The organism is Mycobacterium sp. RTGN4 (genome assembly GCF_033804635.1).
GTDB lineage: Bacteria > Actinomycetota > Actinomycetes > Mycobacteriales > Mycobacteriaceae > Mycobacterium.
Window position 1 is genome coordinate 44659 of sequence record NZ_JAPZLB010000018.1, and the last position, 20315, is coordinate 64973.

The following is a 20315-nucleotide window of genomic DNA, read 5'->3' on the forward strand; positions in this document are numbered from 1 at the left end:
AGTCGCAGGAAGGTGGAGTTCGGTAGGGTCGGCCGCGTGAATCTGGCGTACGACGACCGTGGCTCGGGCGACCCCGTGCTGTTCATTGCGGGTCGCGGGGGAGCAGGCCGCACCTGGCACCTGCACCAGGTACCCGCCTTCCAGCGCGCGGGCTATCGCGTCATCACGTTCGACAACCGCGGGATCGGCGCCACTGAGCAGGCGACGGGGCTCACCACCGAACAGATGGTCGGCGACCTGGTGGCGCTCATCGAGCGGCTCGACGCCGCACCGGTGCGAATCGTGGCGGTGTCGATGGGCTCGTACCTCGCTCAGGAGCTCATGGTGGCGCGACCGGAGTTGGTCACGGCCGCCGTGTTGATGGCGACCAGGGGCCGCGAGGACAAGATGCGCGCCTTCGGTAGGAACGCCGAGCGAGAGATGCTCGACGCGGGGATCGAACTGCCCCCGACATACGACGCCAAACTCCGTTTAGTGGAGAACTTCTCGCCTGCCACGTTGAACAACGACACGGTGGTGCGCGACTGGATGGACATGTTCACGATGTGGCCGACGAAGGTGACGCCCGGGCTGCGCGCACAGCTCGACGTCGCGCCGTCGGACAACCGCTTGCCCGCTTACCGAAGCATTACGACGCCGACGTTGGTGATCGGTTTCGCCGACGATCTGCTGCTTCCGCCATACCTGGGCCGCGAGGTGGCCGACGCCATCCCGCAGGGCCGCTACCTGGAGATACCCGATACCGGGCACCTAGGCTTCATCGAGCGGCCGGACGTCGTCAACGCCGCTGCGCTGGAGTTCTTCGGCTCCGGCGTCTAGTCGGCGCGGGGGTCTCTCAGATGGCGTATGACACGCTGTAGTGGTGGTCAACCCCTCGACGATGCAGGCTCGTATCGTCGTCGACGAACTGGTGCGCGGCGGCGTTCGCGACGTCGTCCTTTGCCCTGGTTCGCGCAACGCGCCGTTGGCGTTCGCGCTGGCCGACGCCGACCGGGCCGGCCGGATCCGGCTGCACGTCCGCATCGACGAGCGCACGGCCGGATTCCTCGCGATCGGACTAGCCGTCACGGCCGGGGCGCCGGTCTGCGTGGCAATGACGTCGGGCACGGCAGTGGCCAACCTCGGGCCCGCCGTCGCCGAGGCGAACTACGCCCGCGTACCGCTGATCGTGCTGAGCGCGAACCGGCCGTACGAACTGTTGGGCACCGGCGCCAACCAGACCATGGAACAGCTCGGCTTCTTCGGCACGCAGGTGCGCGCCACCATCAGCCTCGGACTGGCCGAGGGCGCCCAGGAGAAGCTGGCCGCGCTCAATGCACAGTGGCGCTCGGCCACGTGCCGAGTCCTGGCGGCCGCGACGGGTGCGCGTAGCGCGAATGCGGGACCGGTGCAGTTCGACATCCCGCTGCGCGAGCCATTGGTCCCCGACGCTACGGACGATCCACCCTTGGGTTCCGTCGCGCCGGGGCGACCCGATGGCGTGCCGTGGACGTACAGCCCGCCGGTGACGTTCGACCAACCGCTCGATATCGACCTTCGGCCGGACACGGTCGTCATCGCGGGGCACGGCGCGGGCGCGCACCCGAACCTCGCGCAGTTGCCGACCGTCGCCGAACCGACCGCGCCGCCCGCCGCCAACCCGTTGCACCCGTTGGCGCTGCCATCGCTGCGGCCGCAGCAGGTCATCATGCTGGGCAGGCCGACCTTGCACCGGCCGGTGTCGGCGCTGCTGGCCGACCCGTCGTTGCCGGTGTTCGCCCTGACCACCGGCCCGCGCTGGCCCGACGTATCCGGTAACTCGCAGGCCACCGGTACCCGCGCGGTGACGTCGGGGAGCCCCGATCCGAGCTGGCTGACGCGCTGCTCCGACGCCAACGCCCGCGCCATCGAGACCGTCCGCGCGCAGCTGGCCGCGCATCCGCTGACGACCGGCCTGCACGTCGCCGCCACCGTCGTGGCGGGTCTGAAGGCTGGCGATCAGCTGGTGCTCGGGGCGTCCAATCCCGTGCGTGACGTCGCGCTCGTCGGGCTGAACCCGAAGGGCATCAAGGTCCGGTCGAACCGCGGCGTCGCGGGGATCGACGGCACGGTGTCGACGGCGATCGGCGCGGCGCTGGCGCACGACCCGACGCGTGGCCGCACGGTCGCGCTGATCGGTGACCTGACGTTCGTGCACGACAGTTCCGGACTGTTGATCGGGCCGACCGAGCCGACGCCGAAGAGCCTGACCATCGTGGTGTCCAACGACAATGGCGGCGGCATCTTCGAACTGCTCGAGCAGGGCGACCCCAGGTTCTCCGACGTGTCCTCCCGCATCTTCGGTACGCCGCACGACGTCGACGTGGGCGGGCTCTGCCGCGCCTATCACGTGGACTGTCGACAGGTTGAGCTCGACGGCCTCGCCGAGGCGCTCAGCGAGCCGTTCGAGGGGATGCGTGTGCTGGAGGTGAAGGCCGACCGCTCGTCGCTGCGGGCATTGCACGCGTCGATCAGGGCGGACCTGTGAAGTCGATCATCGCGTGGTTGAACACCTTGCGGCACAGCGCGCTTCCGCATCTGTTCGGCGATCCGACCGAGACCAAGGCCGAGCGGATCATCCGCCGGGTGCGGGTGGGCATCGTCGTCGCCGCATGTCTGGTGACGTTTCAGTCGCTGCTGCTTGTGGTCGGAGCCTGGCGCAACGACAACCGGATCGAGGCCAACATGGGGGTGGCCGCCGCCGAGGTACTCGACGCGGGCCCCCGCAGGTCGACGATCGAGTTCGTCACACCGGATCGCGTCACTTATCGGCCGGAGCTCGGGGTGCTGTACCCGTCCGAATTGGACACGGGCATGCGCATTTACGTCGAATACGACAGGACCAACCCCGACCTGGTTCGCGTCCAGGGCCGCAACGCGTCACTCGCGATCATCCCCGCGGGGTCGATCGCGGTCGTCGGTTGGCTGGTCGCGGGGGCGGCCGTGTTGGGGCTGGGGTGGCTACAGCGCAGGCTGGCCCGTCAGGATCCCATCACCTTGGACAGCCAGTTGTCGTCGTAGACGTCGAGCTTCTTGTCGTTCTTCAGGTCGTACACCGTCGGCGTGCCCGTGCTGATGTCGTCGATTTCGTAGAGGAACTCGAAGTTGTTGTCCTCCAGGTCTTTAACGTCGACGGCCGGCTTGCCGGCTTCGATGTCGGACACCTGAGCCGCCGATATGCCCGCGGTGCGGGCCATTTTGGCGATTTCCTCGTTGTCGGGATGGTCGGGCCCCGCGTCGTACACCTTCCACAACTCCTCGACGAAGTGCTGAAACTCGCCGGCATTGGTGGCGCCCGCATCCCCGGACCCGCCGTGCGGCGAGACGGCGGCGAACATCGCGTTGGCCACCCGCTCGGAGTGCTGGTTGGCGCCGGCGTCGAGGAATGTCACCGGCCGGTAGGTCAGGGCGAGTTGGCCCAGATTGATGTAGCTCAGCATCCGGTCGCCGAAGTCGGCTTGCAGGTCGGCGCAATGGTTGCACTGTGGCTCGGTGTAGAGCTCCAGTTGGACGGGGGCGTCGTCGAATCCGAGTTTGATGCCGAAGCCGTCCTTGACGAGCGCGACGGGTGCCTTGACGGGGTCGGCCCGCGCGCTGCCCTTGATCTGCTGGGTGCAGGCGGTGGAGGCGATGAGCAAGCTCGCTGCCAGGGCGAGCACAAGCGGCGTTCGGCGCATCCGTCCCCCCTTCGCTACGTCATCAGTACACCCAGTATGCAGCGATCTTCCGGGCCAAAGGCTTTGCGTGTCGTATTCCTGTACGCAACCTTGCAGACAGGCGGCGGTGGCACGCTACCAATGTGCGCGTTGCGATCGTCGCAGAGAGTTTCCTGCCGAATGTCAACGGAGTCACCAACTCGGTGCTTCGGGTAATCGAGCACCTCCGGCGTACGGGTCACGAAGTGCTCGTCATCGCGCCCGACACGCCACGCGGTGAGGCTCCGGCCGACCGGGTGTACGACGGCGTTCGCATCCACCGGGTGCCGTCGCGGATGTTCCCGAAGGTCACCTCGTTGCCGCTGGGCATTCCCCGGCCCCGAATGGTTGGCGTGCTGCGGGGATTCGACCCCGACGTTGTTCACCTGGCCTCCCCGGCGCTGCTCGGCTACGGCGGTTTGCACGCCGCGCGGCATCTCGGCGTCCCGACGGTCGCGGTGTTCCAAACGGACATCGCGGGTTTCGCGGAGAGCTACGGCGTCGGCGTGATGGCGCGGGCGGCGTGGGCGTGGACGCGGCATCTGCACGGCAAGGCCGACCGCACGCTGGCTCCGTCCACGTCGGCGATGGAAAGCCTTGTCGAGCATGGTATTCCGCGCGTACATCACTGGGGTCGTGGAGTCGACGTCACGGGCTACGTCCCTTCGGCCCGCGACGAGACCTTGCGGGCGCGGTGGTCGCCCGACGGCAAGCCGATCGTCGGGTTCGTCGGACGGTTGGCACCGGAGAAGCACGTCGAGCGACTGGCCGTGATCGCCGCGCGCGACGACATTCAGCTGGTGGTCGTCGGCGACGGGGTCGACAGGGCGAAGCTCGAATCAGCAATGCCGTCAGCGGTTTTCACCGGTGCACTGTACGGGCCCGAGCTAGCGACCGCCTACGCGAGCATGGACGTGTTCGTACATCCCGGCGAGCACGAGACCTTCTGCCAGGCCGTCCAGGAAGCCATGGCGTCCGGCCTGCCCGTCATCGCCCCGGACGCCGGCGGGCCCCGCGACCTGGTGGTGCCCATGCACACCGGATTGCTGCTTCCCGTAGCGGATTTCGAGGCGCGGTTGTCGGCTTCCGTCGATCACCTGCTCGCCGAGCGGCAGCGTTACTCGGTGGCAGCGCGCCGGAGCGTGCTCGCTCGCACCTGGCCCGCGGTGTGCGGTGAGTTGATGGGCCACTACGAGGCCGTCGTCGGCAAGCGCGGCGTCAAGGTGGCCTAACGCGCGTCGGCCTAGCCCTGGGCCAACTTCGCGACCGGCTGCCATTCGTCCCAAACCTTCAGCCGGCTTTCGTAGTCGGCCTTCGCCAGCTGTAGCGGTAGTTCGCCGAAGAAGCACCGCAGCGGCGGCTGCTCGGCGTCGACGATCTTGAGCACGGCCGCCGCGGAAGCCTTGGGGTCGCCGGACTTCGCGGTCCGCTGGCTACGCAACTGATCGGCCAGTTCGTGCGCCTCCTTGTAATCGGGCAGCGGGGCGGAGCGCTTGGACGACGGCCCAGCCCAGTCGGTGTCGAAGCCGCCCGGCTCGATCAGCGTGACGTGAATGTTGAAGGCCGCGACCTCCTGCGCCAGCGCCTGTGAGAAGCCCTCCAGCGCCCACTTCGACGCGTGGTAGATCCCGACGTTCTGGAACGCCGTGACGCCGCCGATCGACGACACCTGGATGATGTGCCCGCTGCGTTGCGCCCGGAGGAACGGGAGCGCCGCCTGCGTGACCCACAGCGCGCCGAAGACGTTGGTCTCGAGTTGGTCGCGCGCCTCGGCCTCAGTCAGTTCCTCGACGAAGCCGAAGTGGCCGTAGCCGGCGTTGTTGACGACGACGTCGAGCCTGCCGAAGTGGTCGTGGGCCGTCTTGACCGCGGCGAAATCGGCGTCACGGTCGGTCACGTCGAGCTTGAGTGGGAGCAGCGCGTCGCCGTACTTGGCGACCAGATCGTCGAGCGTCGCGGTGTCCCGCGCGGTCGCGGCCACCTTGTCGCCCCGCTCGAGGGCGGCGATCGACCATTCCCGGCCGAACCCGCGCGATGCCCCCGTGATGAACCAAACCTTCTCAGCCATGCGTCCTCTTCCGTCGTGATGTCTGCGCGGTACCAACACTGGCGGTCTCTCCCCATTCCCGGAAGGCAAATGTTCACAGGTAGCTTTAATCCGGTGAACCGCGCGTCGTTGGACAAGAACCCACACGAGGTGGCGTCGATGTTCGACGGCGTGGCCAAGCGCTACGACCTGACCAACACCGTGCTGTCGCTGGGCCAGGACCGATCCTGGCGACGCGCCACCCGGGCAGCCCTCGAGCTCAAGCCCGGTGACGCCGTGCTCGACCTGGCTGCGGGTACCGCGGTGTCGACGGTCGAACTCGGCAAGTCTGGGGCATGGTGCGTGGCGTGTGACTTCTCGGTGGGCATGCTGGCTGCGGGTGCGACGCGCGCGGTGCCCAAGGTGGCCGGCGACGCGACGCGGCTGCCGTTCCCTGATGAGGCCTTCGACGCGGTGACCATCAGCTTCGGGCTACGCAACGTCAACCCGTACCTCGAGGGGCTACGGGAAATGGCGCGTGTGACTCGCCCCGGTGGTCGGTTGGTGGTGTGCGAGTTCTCGACGCCGACGAACCGGGTGTTCGCCACGGCGTACAAGGAGTACCTCATGCAGGCCCTACCGCGGATGGCCACCGCGGTGTCGTCGAACCCGGACGCTTACGTGTACCTCGCCGAGTCGATCCGGGCCTGGCCCGACCAAGCCGAACTGGCGCAACAGATTTCGGCGGCGGGCTGGTCGTCGGTGCGGTGGCGCAACCTCACCGGAGGCATCGTCGCGCTGCACGCGGCGACCAAACCGTAGCGCAGGCTCAGTCGCAGTAGCCGCAACGGCCGCTCGGGAGCAACACCAGACGGCACTGCGCGCAGACCGTGGGAGCGACGGGTTCGTGCTTCGGCTTCGACAAGACCCGCACCGGCGGCGTGCGCGGTGTTCCAGTTCGGCCCGTGAGCTTGGTCCGGTCCCACCCGACCGCCTCACGCCGGGAGAAGTGGTCGTAGCACTTGGCGCGCAGTTCGGCGGCGGCGCGTTGCAAGTTCTTCGGAAGCAGTTGACCGGCAATGGAGTAGGTGATGGCGAACTCGTCGCCCACTTCCAGTGAATCGGCCTCGACGACCAGCGCCGTCAACTGCGGTTCGCCGTTGCGCACGCACATCTCGGCGACCAACGCCAGGGTCGTGTCGATCCACGTGGCGCCGCCTGCCCGAATGCCGGTCGTGTCCTGTAGCGCGTCGGCGATTTCCTGATAGGTGATGTGGCTATTCGGCTTTCGCGCTACGTCGACCAGCACGTCGTATCCGGCGTGTGCCCACTCGTACGTGGCGTCGGACGTTACGCCGGTCATGCCTTGACCATATCGCCGTGTCCAAGCCGTATCGCTGTGGCGACGCCGTCATTTCACGACTCTTAAGCTGGCCGTCGCTCAATGGTCAGCTAAAGGGCGGACGGCCGTCGAGCCGGCGCGAACCTGCCCCGGCCCTGCGCCAGACGCGGGCGATCCAGTCGGCGTCCTCGTCGGTGACGAGGTTGCCCATCACCCGCACCGCGATGCCCATCAGGAAGTTCGAACGCATCGCAATGGGGCCCGTCGCGGGCAGGAAGCGCGGGATGGTCAGCAGCAGCCCCAGCCTCCGCGCCACGGAGAAGCCGCGGGCGTAGTGGCGACGCAGTTCGGCCGGCCAGGCCTCGGTCAGGTCGCCGGTGCCCAGCAATTCGGCGGCCAGCCGGCCGGTCTCCAGGCCGTAATCGATGCCCTCGCCGTTGAGCGGGTTTATGCAGGCCGCGGCGTCGCCGATCAGCATCCAGTTCGGCCCCGCGACCCCGGAGACCGCCCCGCCCATCGGCAGCAGCGCGGACAGCCCGGCCCGTGGCTCGCCGGTGAACCCCCACTCCTCGCGCCGCAACGCCGTGTAATAGGACATCAGCGGCCGCAGCGCGGCATCGGCGGGCCGCTTCGCGGTGGCCAGCGCGCCGACGCCGATGTTCACCTCGCCGTTGCCGAGCGGGAAGATCCAGCCATAGCCGGGCAGTATGTCGCCGTCGGGGGAGCGCAGTTCGAGGTGCGACGTGATCCAGGGTTCGTTGGCCCGTGGCGTCTTGATGTAGCCGCGGATCGCGGTGCCGTAGACGGTCTCGCGGTGCCACTCGCGGCCAAGCGCCCGGCCCAGCGTCGAGCGGGCGCCGTCGGCCACGATCAACTCGCGGCAGCCGAGCTCGGTGCCGTCGTCGAGCACGACGCTCGACACGCGGCCGGTTGAATCATGTTTGACGTCAACCGCTTTGACGCCGAGCAACATCTTGGCTCCATCGTCCGCGGCCACCGAGCGGATGCGGTCGTCGAGCTCGGTGCGTGGGACGGCGCTGCTGGTCGGCGGGAACGACGGGCCGGGCCATGCGATCTCGACGTCGGCGCCGAAGCCCGACATCCGCAAACCGTGATGGCGGATGCGGCCGTCGAGCCATTCGCCGAGCCCCAAGAGCTCGAGTTCGGCGACCGCGCGCGGGGTCAGCCCGTCGCCACACGCCTTGTCCCTCGGGAACTCCGCGGAGTCGACGACCAGCACGTCGCGGCCGTTGCGAACCGCCCACGCGGCAGCCGCCGAGCCGGCAGGGCCGGCCCCGATCACCACCACGTCAGATTTGCGATCCACGCTTCACAGTATGTTGGAGCAATGAAGACACCAGCGACAGTGGTCGCGGGCGTGGACTTCGGCGACGCCGACTTCGCCGCACAGGTACGCGATGGCGTGGCGCGCGTCGAGGACCTCATGTCCACGGAGCTGGGCAAGGCCGACGAGCTGATGGCAGAGGCGGTCTCCCATCTGTTCGAGGCCGGTGGCAAGCGGTTCCGCCCGCTGTTCACGGTGTTGTCTGCGCAATTGGGTCCCGAGCCCGACGCCTGGCAGGTCACCGTGGCGGGAGCCGTCATCGAGTTGGTGCATCTGGCGACGCTGTATCACGACGACGTGATGGACGAGGCGCAGGTTCGCCGCGGCGCCGACAGCGCCAACGCGCGGTGGGGCAACAACATCGCGATCCTCGCGGGCGACTATCTGTTCGCGACGGCGTCACGCCTGGTGTCGCGGCTGGGGCCCGAGGCCGTGCTGGTCATCGCCGACACCTTCGCGCAGCTCGTCACGGGCCAGATGCGGGAGACCCGCGGCGCCGTCGAACACGTCGACTCCGTCGAGCACTACCTCAAGGTGGTCTACGAGAAGACGGCCTGCCTGATCGCCGCGTCAGGTCGGTTCGGTGCCACGTTCTCGGGGGCGGACGAAGAGCAGATCGAGCGGCTGAGCCGGCTCGGCGGCATCGTCGGGACCGCGTTTCAGATCTCCGACGACATCATCGACATCGACAGCGATCCCGACGAATCGGGCAAGGTGCCAGGGACCGACCTGCGCGAAGGCGTGCACACGCTGCCCGTGCTGTACGCGCTGCGTGACACCGGTCCCGACGCCGATCGACTCCGGGAACTGCTCGCAGGCCCGGTGGAGGCCGACGAGGACGTCGCCGAGGCGCTGGCACTGTTGCGAAAGTCACGAGGCGTCGCAGAGGCCAAGGAAACGGTCGCGAAGTACGCCGTGCAGGCACGTGAAGAGCTCGCCAACCTCCCGGATGGGCCTGGACGGCAGGCGTTGGCCAACCTCGTCGACTACACCGTCAATCGTCACGGCTGATTTGGAAACTTCCGGAGGCAGTCCAAGCGTTTAGTCCGCGGAAGACTTTCCAAGTTCGGTAAGGAAGAAGCAAACGATGACCTGGCACCCGCACGCCAACCGGCTCAAGACGTTCCTGCTGTTGGCGGGGTTCTCTGGGCTGATCGTGTTCGTGGGCGCGCTGTTCGGTCGCAACATCATGTTCCTGGCCGTGCTCTTTGCCCTCGGCATGAACGCGTACGTCTACTTCAACAGCGACAAGATGGCGCTGAAGGCGATGCACGCCCAGCCGGTCAACGAGTTGCAGGCGCCTGCGATGTACAAGATCGTGCGCGAGCTCGCGAACACCGCGCACCAGCCGATGCCACGGCTGTACATCAGCGACACCGATGCGCCCAACGCGTTCGCCACCGGACGCAACCCGCGCAATGCCGCGGTGTGCTGCACCGCTGGCATTCTGCAGCTGCTCGACGAACGCGAACTGCGCGCCGTCCTGGGCCACGAACTGTCGCACGTCTACAACCGCGACATCCTCATCTCATGCGTGGCAGGGGCGATGGCCTCGGTGATCACGGCGCTGGCCAATCTCGCGTTCTTCGCGAGCATGTTCGGCGGCAACCGGGGCGGCGGCACCAATCCCTTTGCCATTCTTTTGGTTTCGATGCTCGGCCCCATCGCCGCGACGGTCATCAGGATGGCGGTGTCGCGCTCGCGTGAGTATCAGGCCGACCAGTCCGGCGCCGAGTTGACGGGCGATCCGCTGGCGCTGGCGAGCGCGTTGCGCAAGATCAGCGCGGGCGTGCAGCGCGCGCCGTTGCCGCCGGAACCGCAGCTGGCCGATCAGGCGCACCTGATGATCGCGAACCCGTTCCGGTCGGGGGAGAAGATCGGCAAGATGTTTTCGACGCATCCGCCGATCGAGGACCGCATCGCGCGGCTCGAGCAGATGGCGGGCCGGGGTCCGGGTAACTACTGAGCCGTCGTTCGCGGGCCACTCCAGTCGCTCCGCCAGGCGACGTTCGAAGTGCCCGGCTTGGAGCGACAATCGCCCCAAGCAGATGGTGTCGCTCCAAGCCGGGCACTTCGAGTGGCTTCCCCTGACGCTGTGGCCCGAGTGACGGAGCGACTCCCGCATCGATCTTTGCGCTGGTGCCGCTGCGTCCGTTCATGCCACGGATTATGGTGAGCGGGTGCTGAACAGAATCTTGATCGGCCTGGTCGCTGCGGGGGCAGCTGTGATCGGTGTGCCTGGTGTGGCCACCGCCGATCCGGAACCAGGGCCGCCCCCGCCCCCGCCGCTACCAAACGTCAACGCATTCACCCCAGTCGCGCCGTCGGACTACGCGACGAAGGACGGGCAGATCTACGGGTTCACGATCGCCAACGGCGTCACCTGCATGATTAGCCGCGGGACCGGAAACTACGGGTGCAATGGAGCCATTCCCGGCGCGCCAGACGGTGCCAACGTCGTGACCGGTGGCCAGCAGGGGCAGCCGCAGTTCGCCAGCATGGGCGGCCAGCTGTACGTCTTCGAAACGCCGCCGAAGCCTTTGCCTGCGGGATCTCGCATCGGCTATCGCAACGTGTCGTGCGGAACAGACGGCACGATGACGGTCTGCAGCAACTCCTTCGACGGCGCCGGTTTCGTCATCAGCCCGGCAGGCAGTTACGTCACCGACGTGAGCAACCCGCTGCTGCTGAACACCGGCGAAGGCAAGAACCCGTACTCCAACTGACGGCGCTAGAACCCAGAGCCGTGCACCTCGTGGCCTGGTTGCTCAGCGGCCAGTCCGCGGTAGGCGTCCACGACGGTGGACCCGTGGTTGACCACACCGTCGACCTCGCGGGCGATGGGCATGGTGATTCCGTACTCGGCGGCGAACTCCATGATTACGCTGGCGGCCTTCACGCCTTCGGCGACCTGGTTCATGGCGGCGATGATCTCCTCGATCGTCTTGCCGGAGCCCAGCTGTTCGCCGACATGACGGTTGCGGCTGCGCTGGCTGGTGCAGGTGACGATGAGGTCGCCCATGCCGGCCAGCCCGGCGAACGTGTCGCGGTGGCCACCCATGGCGACGCCGAGCTTTGACATCTCGGCCACCGCGCGGGTCATCACCATTGCGCGGGTGTTCTCGCCGATGCCCAACGAGTAGCCCATCCCGACGGCGATGGCGTAGACGTTCTTGAGCGCGCCCGCCATCTCGACACCGACCACGTCGTCGGTGGTGTACGTGCGAAAACGCTGGGTGCGGAACAGGTTTGCGAGATTGGCGGCCAGGTGCTGGTCGGGCATCGCGAGCACGGCCGCGGCGGCGTAGCCCTCGGCGACCTCGCGGGCGATGTTCGGTCCGGCGAGGATGCCCGCGGGGTGGCCGGGGAGTACCTCGTCGACGACCTGGCTCATCCGCATGTTGGTGCCCTGCTCGAGCCCCTTCACCAGCGACACCACCGGCACCCACGGCCGTAGCTCCTTGGCGAGTTGTTCAAGCACGCCACGGAACCCGTGCGACGGCACGCCCATCACGATGACGTCGGCGCAGTCGGCGGCTTCGGAGAAGTCGGTGGTGGCCTGCAGGGTCGGCGACAGCGCGACCTCGTTGCCGAGGTACTTCGAGTTGCGGTGCTTGGAGTTGATGTCGTTGGCGGTCTCCTCGGAGCGCACCCACTGCAGCGTCGGCCCGCGCCTTGCGCAAATGGACGCCACCGTGGTGCCCCACGAGCCTCCACCGAGGACGACGACTTTGGGTTCGCGTTGCGCTGCTGCCATGTCGATCAGGGTATTGCCGACGGCGGTGGGTGGTGGCGGGTTTGCGAGTTAGGTGTCAACCGAAGAAGCCGTGCTGCTTGCGTTGTTGGCCAGGGACGGCCGATCCGCTTGGCGCCTGCGGCCCCGTGACCGAAGGGGCGACGCTCATCGGTGCCCGGGTCACGTCGGTCTGGGGCTTCTTCTGGGTCGGTGCGTCGTATTGGGGCGGGTAGTACCTGGGCGGCGCGGCCGGTGGTGCCATCTGGTCGGCCGAAGCCGAGGCGGAGGGTGGCGGTGGCGGCGCAGGGGGAGGAGGCGACAGCTCGGTGCTGGGTGGCGCGGATTGCGTCGGCGAGGCACTTGGCGACGGAGCCGGGGCCGACGTGCTACCCGCGTCCTGAGGCGCACGTTCGGGCGTCGAACTGGGCCAGAGCAGGACGACGAGTGACGCGACGGCGGCACCGAGGCCAAGGATCACGAGCGCGAGTTTCGCCGCGTTCGTGCGGTACCACGGCTCTGGCGCGACCCGGAACGTCATATTCGTGAAGGCCGGCTCGGTCGCGGGATGTGGCGTCAGCCCGTTCGCGCGCGCGACGCTGCCGAAGCCGGGTGGGAGATCGGCTCTTTGCTGCCGCCGCTCCGCCACCTTGTCGACTGGACCCACTGACCGAGCTTATCCCGGTCGCACTACCCTGCGCTGCGCGGACAGTTCACCTCGCGGGTATTGCGTTGGCGAGCAATGCCTTTGGTAGTCAGCGGTAGTTGACGAATTGCAGCGCGACGTCGAGGTCGGCGCCCCTCAGCAGGGCTTGGATCGCCTGAAGGTCATCGCGCTTCTTTGAGCTGACGCGAATCTCGTCGCCCTGAATCTGCGCCTTGACACCCTTGGGACCCTCGTCGCGGATGAGCTTGGTGATCTTCTTCGCTTGCTCGCTGTCGATGCCCTGCTTGATGGTGCCGCTGACCTTGTAGGTCTTGCCGCTGGGCTGCGGGTCGCCCGCGTCGAAGGCCTTCATGCTGATGTCGCGGCGGATCAGCTTCTCCTTGAACACGTCGACGGCCGCCTTCACGCGCTCCTCGGTGGAACTGACGATTTCGATGACGTCGTCGCCCTTCCACTCGATGGTGGTGTCGGTGCCGCGGAAGTCGAACCGCGTCGATAGCTCCTTGGCCGCCTGGTTCAAGGCGTTGTCGACCTCCTGGCGATCGGCCTTGCTGACGACGTCGAATGATGAATCCGCCATTGGATCCGCTCCTCCCTGCGCTGTGGTGCGTTTTCGTCTTGGGACCATCCTCGTTGTACCCTGCTACTCGCACCAAATCTGGGTCGGGATTTGGTTGCAGCAAGGCAGGTTGCCCGAGCGGCCAATGGGAGCGGACTGTAAATCCGTCGGCTTACGCCTACGCAGGTTCGAATCCTGCACCTGCCACACACGTCAGGCCCCCCTTCGAGGGGGCCTGACTGCGTTTGTGGGGTCCGGAATTGTCACGGATTACCCGAGTCGCCGAGTGCGCCATCGCGAGAGATCCGCGTCCAGCACTGCAGAATCGCGTTCGGGAAAAACCGCTCCGGTGATCTCCAGGTGCCGGATGCGGTGGAGCTGAAATCCGCGGATGCCTTCGCGCAGCCGACACCATCCCACGAACAGCCACGTATCACCTCCGCGCAGCAGACCCATCGCCTCCACGTCACGGGTGGTGTGGGTCTCGCCGTCCTCTGCGGTGTATTCCAACCGTACGACCCGGCGCGCGGCGATCGCCTCGGGAATCAGTGACGTCGCCGCCTCGGACGGCGACTGGGCGTCGATGACGAACATTGACGCCAACGCCTCGTCGACTGGCGCGAGCTGATCCTCGCGGCTGATCGCGAGGACCTTCGCCCGCGCCCGACGCGCCGCCGAACCATACGGCGAGGTCTCCAGTAACCCAAGCCCCGCGAGCACCGCCAGCGACTCTGGCACCGTGAGATTCAGCGGCGGCAGGGAGTGTTCCCGCAGGATCGAATACCCGCCCGACGCCCCGTAATCGGCGTAGATCGGGACCCCCGCAAGCTGAAGCGACTGGATGTCACGCTCAATGGTGCGCTTCGACACCTCGAACTCCTCCGAGAGCCGAGCGGCCGAGAACGGCCGGCGTGATCCCCGCAGCAGGTCGACCAGCGCGTACAACCGCTCGGCTCTCCTCACGAATTTCAGTCTGCCCGGTCTCAGGTGAGGTGCGCGCGGTTCCCGTTCACCGACCACACCTCGCGGATCAGCCCATCCTCGGTGAAGTCGAAGACATCGATCCCGCCCGCAGCGACTTCCCCGACCTGCATGTTCCACAGCATCCGCCCGTGTGCGCCGTCCACGGCCCGCGTGACCGCGGTGAACACCACATCCGGATGCTGCTCGCGCCACCGATCGAGGAACCGAGCGAAACTCTCCGCGCCCAGCACTTGGTCGCCCGGGTTCGACCCATCCTGAGCGGAGTTCAGGAAGTGAATCCGGAAATCGTCGCTGCAGATCCGACGCGCGATCTCACTGTCTGTGTTCCACATCTCCAACCACACCGCGAGCGCCGCATCCGCAGCAACCGAGTTCGTAACAACCATGTTCTCGTTTTTGTTCATGCCGCCAGCGTCAGACACCGGCGCGACAACGGTATGTCGGTGTTTCACGTGCCACGTGAAGTCGCTTGTCACCGGGCCTGCGAAAGACGGCCCTCCGTCAAAAGCGCGCGTGCGACCCACTCGACTCGGCCTAGGGATTCGTCCAACGACAACTTGCGAGTCAGCAACGCGACGAGTGCACTGCTCAGTGCCGCGTTGAGACCGAAGGTGATGAACGGAATGTCTGCTGGGGCAACGCCATCGAGAAGGCGACTGAACATCTCGACGTTGTTTTGGTTCATGTGATCGATCGCTGACGTTGCGTGCGGATCGGTTGAGGTGACCGTTTTGAGCATCAGCGCGGTCATCTCGGGGTTGCGGTGAAAGGCGCGCAGGGCCCGCTGTAGATAGTCGAGCACGCCCGGCACGGGATCGGCCGGTGCCTTGCCGGCGGATGCATTGATGCGCCTAGTTAGTCGCTTTTGCCAGTCCTCCAAGGCCACCGCCAGAAGATGGTCCTTCGAACTGAAGTACCGATACACCGTGGCCAGTGCCACGCCCGATCTTTGGGCGACGTCACGCATCTGAACCGCGTCGGCGCCCACGTCGGCGATCAATTCGATCACCTCTTCGAGGATTCGAGCCCGGCGGATCAACTGGTTGCTCGTCATGTCCGCTAGTGCAACCACGGTGCTCTCACCACCGGATGTTCCTCGTGCCGCGATGCCGGTATCGGGCGTGTTCAACGGTCCACCTCCCGCTCGACTCGAACGGCGATCTGATCGATGTTCGAGAACCAACTTCTCTCGTACTTCCTGGGATGGTAGCCCTCCACATGGGAATCTATGGGGTTCCGCCTGTTGGCAGGGGCGAATTTCACGAAGTAAGTAGAACCGTGTTTCAATAATTGTGCTGTCAGTAGCTGGTGTGTGAAGCCCGCCCCGCATGATCGGAGGACGCCATGGCCGGACCCGTTGGTCTGCCGGTGATCGACACGATGATCGGATTCCCGCACGCGGGGACCGCTCAGTACGACTTCATCCGCAAGCAGACCAAGGACCGCGAGTCCAAGGAAGACTTCGACTTCCCGGTCGAGTACATGTTCAAGGACGTGCCGAAGGGCTTGCCGACCGACGATCCGGTGTCGCTGTTGCTCCAGCAGATGGATCGGTTCAACATCGAGCAGGCCATGATCGGCGTGGGGGAAGACTCTGCCGAGCTGGCTTTGAAGACGTTTCCCGATCGCTTCATTCCTTCGGGTGCGATCGTCGATCCGAACGACGTGATGGGTTCGGTGAACGCGCTGCGCCGAGAGTACGAGCAGTTCGGGATCCGGGCGACGTCGGTCTTCCCCTCGGGAACGTTCCCGCAGGTGCCCATCGACGACCCCAAGATGTATCCGATCTATGCCACCTGCGTGGAGCTCGGCATCCCCATCTTCGTCTGTGCCGGTGTGCCGGGTCCACGTATTCCTTTTGCACCGCAAGAGGTTTCACGGATAGACGTGGTGATGTTCGACTTCCCGGAGCTGGTGTTCGTGACGCGACACGGCTGTGAACCCTGGGAAGAGCTCGCGGTGAAGCTGATGTTGAAGTGGCCCAACCTGTACTACTCAACGTCGGCGTTCGCGCCCAAGTACTACCCGAAGGCGATCATCGACTACGCCAACTCGCGGGGCGCGGACAAGATCATCTATGCCGGTTACTTCCCCATGGGCTTGTCGCTGGAGCGCATCTTCAGCGACATGCCCAAGGTCGCCTTCAAGGACGAGGTCTGGCCGAAGTTCCTTTACGGCAACGCCGCCCGCATCCTCGGACTGAAGGGCTGACGCTCGATGGCACTGGCGATCACCACCGAGCAGGAGCAGTTGGTCGATGCCGTCACCCGGTTCGCCGGTCGGCACGCCCCGATAGACAAGACCCGGGCATCGGCCGACTCCATCGCTGCCGGCGAATTGCCCACCTGGTGGGAGGAATTCACCGCACAGGGCTTCCACGCCGTGCACCTGCCGGATGAGATCGGCGGGCAGGGCGGCACCTTGGCCGACATGGCCTGCGTCATCGAGGCGGCCGCCGCGGCGCTGTTGCCCGGACCGCTGCTGTCCACCGCGACGGCAAGCGCGGTCGCCGCACTGGGCGATGCGCGGGAACTACTGGCCGAGTTGGCCGCGGGAGCCACCGCGGCCGTGGTGCTGCCCGAACACTCCGACGTCCGCGCCACCACCGACGGGGCAGGCTGGCAGCTGTCGGGTTCGACGCAGAGCACGCTGGGAATCTGTGCAGCGCAACGGGTTCTGCTGGCCGCCCACACCGTCGACGGCGAACTCTGGTTCGCGCTCGACACAAGCAATTCCGGCGTCACCGTCACACCGCAAGAGGGCACAGATCTGTGCACCGATGTCGGCGAACTTTATCTCACCGACCTTGCGGCGACGCCGCTCACCGGAATCGACACCGTGCGGGCCCGCTGCCTCGTCGTTGCCCTGACCGCGTGCGCGACCGCGGGCACCGTGCGCCAGTGTGCGGAGGAGGCCACGGACTACATCCGAACCCGTGAACAGTTCGGAAGGCCGGTCGGCGCGTTCCAGGCCCTGCAGCACAAGGCGGCGGTGTTGCGGGTCAACACCGAGCTCGCGGCGGCCGCGGCGTGGGATGCGGTGCGCGCCAACGACGAATCACTCGAACAGCACCGGCTGGCCGCGGCATCGGCAGGACTGATGGCCATCGCCACCAGTCCAGACCTGGTGCTCGACTCAATGCTGATGTTCGGCGCGATCGGCTACACGTGGGAGCACGACGCGCACCTGTACTGGCGGCGCGCCACCAGCCTGGCGGCGTCACTCGGGCCGACGACGCGATGGAGCCGCGAGGTCGGGGAGTTGTCCCGCACCATCAAGCGCTCCACGGCACTGAACCTGGGCGACGTCGAAGCCGAGTTTCGCAAACAGGTTGCCGCAACACTGGATCGGGCCGCGACGCTCACCAACGAACATCCTTCCGACGACGATCGCGCCCCAGGTCTGGCCACCGGCACGCAGCGGGATCTACTTGCCGACGCGGGGCTGGTCGCCCCGCAGCTACCCGCGACGTGGGGCGTCGACGCCTCGGCCGTGCAGCAGGTGATCATCAGCGAAGAGTTCGAGAAGCGGCCCCAGCTGATCAAGCCGTCGCTCGGCATCGCCGAATGGATATTGCCGACGATCCTCACTTTCGGATCAGGCCTGCAACGCGAGCGCTTCGCCGATTCCATCCTGCGCGGCACCGTCCAGTGGTGCCAGCTCTTCAGCGAGCCCGGCGCAGGCTCGGACCTCGCCTCGCTGACCACCCGTGCGGTCAAGGTCGACGGCGGCTGGCTGGTCAACGGTCACAAGATCTGGACCTCGTCGGCACACCGGGCGCAGTTCGGAGCCATGCTGGCCCGCACCGACCCGGAGGCGCCGAAGCACCGCGGGATCGGCTACTTCCTGGTCGACATGAGTTGGCCCGGCATCGAGGTCTGCCCGATCAAACAAGCCAGCGGCAACGCAGATTTCAACGAAGTCTTCCTCACTGACGTGTTTGTGCCCGACGACATGCTGGTCGGTGAGCCCGACGCCGGCTGGAACCTGGCGGTGGCAACGATGGCCGTGGAGCGCACGGCAATCGGCAACTACGTCACCATCGATCGGTCTGGTCCGCTGCGGCAGATCGCGAATCTCGAGGGGCCAGAACAGGATGCGGCCCTACGGGCGCTCGGCGACGTCGAGGCCTTCACCACCGCGATCAAGGCCATGGTGCTGCGGGAAACCCTGCGCCTGGTGCAGGGACAGACGCCAGGCGCGACGTCGAGCATCGCCAAGTACGCCATGGTGCTGTTGCTACGTCGGGCCTGGACCGCGACGCTGGCCCTGACCGGCCGGACGGCGATGCTCGCAGAATCCGACCCGCCCGTCGTGCAGCCGTACCTCTGGATGCCGTCCGAACTCCTCGGCGGTGGCACTCCCGAGATACAGCTGACGGTCATTGCGTCGATGATTCTCGGGCTTCCACGGAAGTAGCTCTGACTGAAGTCAGCCCTCCGCAAACAACCGCCGAAAGGACGTGGTCACGATGACGGCCCAACTGCCATTTAAGTTCTTCGACTGCGACAACCACTTTTACGAAGCCGAGGACGCGTTCACCCGTCACATGGAACGGGAGTTCAAGAAGCGCGGTATCCAATGGGCCGAGATCGACGGCCGGAAGCGGCTGATGGTCGGTGGCAAGGTCAACAGGTTCATCCCGAACCCGACATTCGACCCAGTCGGCAAGCCCGGAGCGCTCGACGAGTACTTCCGCGGGCGCAATCCGAAGGGCGCTGACCTCAACTCGCTGTTCGGCGAACTCGAAGCCATTCCCCCCGCGTATCGCGACCGCGACGCCCGACTGAAACTGATGGACGAGCAGGGAATGCAGGGCACCATCCTGCTACCCACGCTCGGTGTCGGCATGGAACAGGCGCTCCTGCCCGATTTCGATGCCACGGTTGCTACTTTCCGTGCCTTCAATCGCTGGATGGAGGAGGACTGGGGCTTCGCATACAAGGAGCGCATCTTTGCCGCCCCGTACATCACCTTGTGCCGGCCCGACGACGCCGTGCGCGAACTGCAGTGGGCGCTCGACCGTGACGCCCGGTTCATCGTCATGATCCCTGGCCCCGTCACGACCGAGGTCGGCATGCGCGCACCCGGCGCCCCGATGTTCGACGCTTTCTGGCAGCTGGTCAACGACTCCGGCGTCACGGCCTGCTACCACTCGGGCGAGACCTACTACTCGAAGTTCATGACGGCGTGGGGCGAGCCGGATTTCATGATGTCCTTCCAGGCGTTGTTGAGCTTCCGAACGCTGTTCTCCGGCGACGCCATTCAGGACACGTTCGCCAATCACCTGCACAACGGACTCTTCCTCCGCTTTCCCAATCTTCGGATGGCGTCCATCGAGAGCGGGTCGGCGTGGGTGTTCCACCTCTTCGAGAAGCTGACCAAGTCCTTCGGTCAGATTCCGCAGATCTACTAGGAGGATCCGCGCGAAACCTTCAAGCGCCACGTGTGGGTGTCTCCGTTCTACGAGGACGAACTCGCGAGCCTGCTCAGGTTGGTGGGCGTCGACCGCATCGTCATGGGGTCGGACTTCCCCCACGTCGAAGGTCTGGCCGAACCTTCGGCCTACATCAAGGACCTGGAGAACTTCGACTACACGCCAGAGCAATGTCGAACCGTCATGCGGGACAACGGGATCGAGCTGTCGATCCGCCGCCCGGTGTGAAGGTCGCGAAGGCTGGTCTCGTAGCGCTGCTGCTCGAGGTCGGCGAGGAGAACGCTGCCGTCTTGCTGGCCCGCTCGACGCTGCCCGACGAGCTCGACACCGAGCTGGAGCTCGAGCCGCTGCTGCAGTTCGGACTCGAGCGAGATCAGGTCGAGGAACTGGCGCGGCTCAGTATCGGAGGTGTCCAACCTGACGACGTGAACACGCGGCGTAGGCGTGACGACATGGAGAAGACGATCTCGCGCCGATGGGCCCAACTCGTCGGCCACTGGGTGTCCTAG

At 66.4% G+C, this 20315-nt stretch carries 23 protein-coding genes and 1 tRNA gene; 14 read left to right on the forward strand and 10 right to left on the reverse strand.

The window, feature by feature from the left end; genetic code table 11:
* The first annotated feature begins 36 nt into the window (after positions 1–36).
* The 3 genes from SLQ30_RS28815 (at position 37) to SLQ30_RS28825 (ending at position 3039) form a co-directional block, all read left to right on the forward strand.
* On the forward strand, positions 37–819 hold the full coding sequence (locus tag SLQ30_RS28815) for an alpha/beta hydrolase (protein WP_319450405.1): 783 nt from the start codon (positions 37–39) through the stop codon (positions 817–819).
* A 61-nt stretch (positions 820–880) separates the two neighbouring features.
* Positions 881–2506: a 2-succinyl-5-enolpyruvyl-6-hydroxy-3-cyclohexene-1-carboxylic-acid synthase gene (menD, locus tag SLQ30_RS28820; protein WP_319450454.1), complete on the forward strand. Its 1626-nt coding sequence runs from the start codon at positions 881–883 to the stop codon at positions 2504–2506.
* Complete coding sequence (locus SLQ30_RS28825; protein WP_319450404.1) at positions 2503–3039, forward strand: DUF3592 domain-containing protein; 537 nt, start codon at positions 2503–2505, stop codon at positions 3037–3039. The genes menD and SLQ30_RS28825 overlap by 4 nt, the downstream gene beginning before the upstream one ends.
* Here the strand turns inward: SLQ30_RS28825 and SLQ30_RS28830 are convergent.
* The gene (locus SLQ30_RS28830; protein ID WP_319450403.1) at positions 3000–3695 is read right to left on the reverse strand and encodes a DsbA family protein; all 696 of its coding nucleotides are present in this window, start codon (positions 3693–3695) and stop codon (positions 3000–3002) included. The two genes, SLQ30_RS28825 and SLQ30_RS28830, sit on opposite strands and share 40 nt — an antisense overlap.
* 122 nt (positions 3696–3817) lie before the next feature.
* Between SLQ30_RS28830 and SLQ30_RS28835 the strand changes: the two genes are divergently transcribed.
* The gene (locus SLQ30_RS28835; protein WP_319450402.1) at positions 3818–4945 is read left to right on the forward strand and encodes a glycosyltransferase family 1 protein; all 1128 of its coding nucleotides are present in this window, start codon (positions 3818–3820) and stop codon (positions 4943–4945) included.
* Positions 4946–4956: 11 nt separating this feature from the next.
* On the opposite strand, the gene SLQ30_RS28840 is transcribed toward SLQ30_RS28835, so the two are convergent.
* On the reverse strand, positions 4957–5781 hold the full coding sequence (locus SLQ30_RS28840; protein WP_319450401.1) for an SDR family oxidoreductase: 825 nt from the start codon (positions 5779–5781) through the stop codon (positions 4957–4959).
* A gap of 93 nt (positions 5782–5874) precedes the next feature.
* Here SLQ30_RS28840 and SLQ30_RS28845 point away from each other — a divergent pair, with 93 nt between their 5' ends.
* Positions 5875–6561 (forward strand): demethylmenaquinone methyltransferase, encoded by a 687-nt coding sequence (locus tag SLQ30_RS28845; RefSeq protein WP_319450400.1) that lies wholly within the window; start codon positions 5875–5877, stop codon positions 6559–6561.
* A gap of 7 nt (positions 6562–6568) precedes the next feature.
* Here SLQ30_RS28845 and SLQ30_RS28850 read toward each other — a convergent pair whose 3' ends face one another.
* Both SLQ30_RS28850 and menJ read right to left on the reverse strand, forming a co-directional pair.
* Positions 6569–7102: a hypothetical protein gene (locus SLQ30_RS28850; protein WP_319450399.1), complete on the reverse strand. Its 534-nt coding sequence runs from the start codon at positions 7100–7102 to the stop codon at positions 6569–6571.
* Positions 7103–7187: 85 nt separating this feature from the next.
* Complete coding sequence (menJ, locus tag SLQ30_RS28855; protein WP_319450398.1) at positions 7188–8408, reverse strand: menaquinone reductase; 1221 nt, start codon at positions 8406–8408, stop codon at positions 7188–7190.
* 21 nt (positions 8409–8429) lie between these two features.
* Between menJ and grcC1 the strand changes: the two genes are divergently transcribed.
* The 3 genes from grcC1 (at position 8430) to SLQ30_RS28870 (ending at position 11152) form a co-directional block, all read left to right on the forward strand.
* On the forward strand, positions 8430–9437 hold the full coding sequence (gene grcC1 / locus SLQ30_RS28860) for a nonaprenyl/(2E,6E)-farnesyl/geranylgeranyl diphosphat synthase (protein WP_319450397.1): 1008 nt from the start codon (positions 8430–8432) through the stop codon (positions 9435–9437).
* A gap of 76 nt (positions 9438–9513) precedes the next feature.
* Entirely contained in the window at positions 9514–10392 is an 879-nt protein-coding gene (htpX, locus tag SLQ30_RS28865) for a zinc metalloprotease HtpX (protein WP_319450396.1), read from the forward strand.
* A gap of 214 nt (positions 10393–10606) precedes the next feature.
* Positions 10607–11152 carry a hypothetical protein gene (locus tag SLQ30_RS28870; protein ID WP_319450395.1) on the forward strand — a complete coding sequence of 182 codons (546 nt, stop codon included), beginning with the start codon at positions 10607–10609 and terminating at the stop codon, positions 11150–11152.
* Between the two features lie 5 nt (positions 11153–11157).
* Here SLQ30_RS28870 and SLQ30_RS28875 read toward each other — a convergent pair whose 3' ends face one another.
* The 3 genes from SLQ30_RS28875 to SLQ30_RS28885 form a co-directional block, all read right to left on the reverse strand.
* Positions 11158–12183: an NAD(P)H-dependent glycerol-3-phosphate dehydrogenase gene (locus tag SLQ30_RS28875; protein WP_319450394.1), complete on the reverse strand. Its 1026-nt coding sequence runs from the start codon at positions 12181–12183 to the stop codon at positions 11158–11160.
* Positions 12184–12238: 55 nt separating this feature from the next.
* Positions 12239–12826, reverse strand: coding sequence for a hypothetical protein (locus SLQ30_RS28880; protein WP_319450393.1), 588 nt, complete (start codon positions 12824–12826; stop codon positions 12239–12241).
* An 88-nt stretch (positions 12827–12914) separates the two neighbouring features.
* Positions 12915–13406, reverse strand: coding sequence for a YajQ family cyclic di-GMP-binding protein (locus SLQ30_RS28885; protein ID WP_319450392.1), 492 nt, complete (start codon positions 13404–13406; stop codon positions 12915–12917).
* A 103-nt stretch (positions 13407–13509) separates the two neighbouring features.
* Here SLQ30_RS28885 and SLQ30_RS28890 point away from each other — a divergent pair.
* Positions 13510–13592, forward strand: a tRNA-Tyr gene (locus SLQ30_RS28890).
* A gap of 63 nt (positions 13593–13655) precedes the next feature.
* Here SLQ30_RS28890 and SLQ30_RS28895 read toward each other — a convergent pair.
* From SLQ30_RS28895 to SLQ30_RS28905, 3 genes are all read right to left on the reverse strand, one after another.
* A complete protein-coding gene (locus SLQ30_RS28895; RefSeq protein WP_319450391.1) occupies positions 13656–14348 on the reverse strand; it encodes a helix-turn-helix transcriptional regulator in 693 nt (230 codons plus the stop codon).
* A gap of 20 nt (positions 14349–14368) precedes the next feature.
* Positions 14369–14773 carry a nuclear transport factor 2 family protein gene (locus tag SLQ30_RS28900; RefSeq protein WP_319450390.1) on the reverse strand — a complete coding sequence of 135 codons (405 nt, stop codon included), beginning with the start codon at positions 14771–14773 and terminating at the stop codon, positions 14369–14371.
* A 68-nt stretch (positions 14774–14841) separates the two neighbouring features.
* Positions 14842–15423, reverse strand: coding sequence for a TetR family transcriptional regulator (locus SLQ30_RS28905; RefSeq protein WP_319450389.1), 582 nt, complete (start codon positions 15421–15423; stop codon positions 14842–14844).
* Between the two features lie 290 nt (positions 15424–15713).
* Between SLQ30_RS28905 and SLQ30_RS28910 the strand changes: the two genes are divergently transcribed.
* Genes SLQ30_RS28910 through SLQ30_RS28930 form a run of 5 tightly spaced genes read left to right on the forward strand, consistent with a single transcriptional unit; the run spans position 15714 to position 20315 of the window.
* Positions 15714–16580, forward strand: a complete 867-nt coding sequence (locus tag SLQ30_RS28910; RefSeq protein ID WP_319450388.1) for an amidohydrolase family protein — start codon at positions 15714–15716, stop codon at positions 16578–16580.
* Between the two features lie 6 nt (positions 16581–16586).
* On the forward strand, positions 16587–18788 hold the full coding sequence (locus tag SLQ30_RS28915) for an acyl-CoA dehydrogenase (protein ID WP_319450387.1): 2202 nt from the start codon (positions 16587–16589) through the stop codon (positions 18786–18788).
* A 52-nt stretch (positions 18789–18840) separates the two neighbouring features.
* Positions 18841–19785: an amidohydrolase gene (locus tag SLQ30_RS28920; RefSeq protein ID WP_319450386.1), complete on the forward strand. Its 945-nt coding sequence runs from the start codon at positions 18841–18843 to the stop codon at positions 19783–19785.
* Positions 19786–19815: 30 nt separating this feature from the next.
* Positions 19816–20034 (forward strand): hypothetical protein, encoded by a 219-nt coding sequence (locus tag SLQ30_RS28925; RefSeq protein ID WP_319450385.1) that lies wholly within the window; start codon positions 19816–19818, stop codon positions 20032–20034.
* Positions 20031–20315, forward strand: a complete 285-nt coding sequence (locus SLQ30_RS28930; protein WP_319450384.1) for a hypothetical protein — start codon at positions 20031–20033, stop codon at positions 20313–20315. The genes SLQ30_RS28925 and SLQ30_RS28930 overlap by 4 nt, the downstream gene beginning before the upstream one ends.

What these genes read in the sequence shown, in the direction of transcription:
- menD (WP_319450454.1), top strand. Translation starts at nt 881, where the DNA reads ATGCAGGCTCGTATCGTCGTCGACGAACTGGTGCGCGGCGGCGTTCGC.
- SLQ30_RS28830 (WP_319450403.1), bottom strand. Translation starts at nt 3,695, where the DNA reads ATGCGCCGAACGCCGCTTGTGCTCGCCCTGGCAGCGAGCTTGCTCATC.
- SLQ30_RS28840 (WP_319450401.1), bottom strand. Translation starts at nt 5,781, where the DNA reads ATGGCTGAGAAGGTTTGGTTCATCACGGGGGCATCGCGCGGGTTCGGC.
- SLQ30_RS28850 (WP_319450399.1), bottom strand. Translation starts at nt 7,102, where the DNA reads ATGACCGGCGTAACGTCCGACGCCACGTACGAGTGGGCACACGCCGGA.
- grcC1 (WP_319450397.1), top strand. Translation starts at nt 8,430, where the DNA reads ATGAAGACACCAGCGACAGTGGTCGCGGGCGTGGACTTCGGCGACGCC.
- htpX (WP_319450396.1), top strand. Translation starts at nt 9,514, where the DNA reads ATGACCTGGCACCCGCACGCCAACCGGCTCAAGACGTTCCTGCTGTTG.
- SLQ30_RS28875 (WP_319450394.1), bottom strand. Translation starts at nt 12,183, where the DNA reads ATGGCAGCAGCGCAACGCGAACCCAAAGTCGTCGTCCTCGGTGGAGGC.
- SLQ30_RS28885 (WP_319450392.1), bottom strand. Translation starts at nt 13,406, where the DNA reads ATGGCGGATTCATCATTCGACGTCGTCAGCAAGGCCGATCGCCAGGAG.
- SLQ30_RS28900 (WP_319450390.1), bottom strand. Translation starts at nt 14,773, where the DNA reads ATGAACAAAAACGAGAACATGGTTGTTACGAACTCGGTTGCTGCGGAT.
- SLQ30_RS28905 (WP_319450389.1), bottom strand. Translation starts at nt 15,423, where the DNA reads ATGACGAGCAACCAGTTGATCCGCCGGGCTCGAATCCTCGAAGAGGTG.
- SLQ30_RS28910 (WP_319450388.1), top strand. Translation starts at nt 15,714, where the DNA reads ATGGCCGGACCCGTTGGTCTGCCGGTGATCGACACGATGATCGGATTC.
- SLQ30_RS28915 (WP_319450387.1), top strand. Translation starts at nt 16,587, where the DNA reads ATGGCACTGGCGATCACCACCGAGCAGGAGCAGTTGGTCGATGCCGTC.
- SLQ30_RS28920 (WP_319450386.1), top strand. Translation starts at nt 18,841, where the DNA reads ATGACGGCCCAACTGCCATTTAAGTTCTTCGACTGCGACAACCACTTT.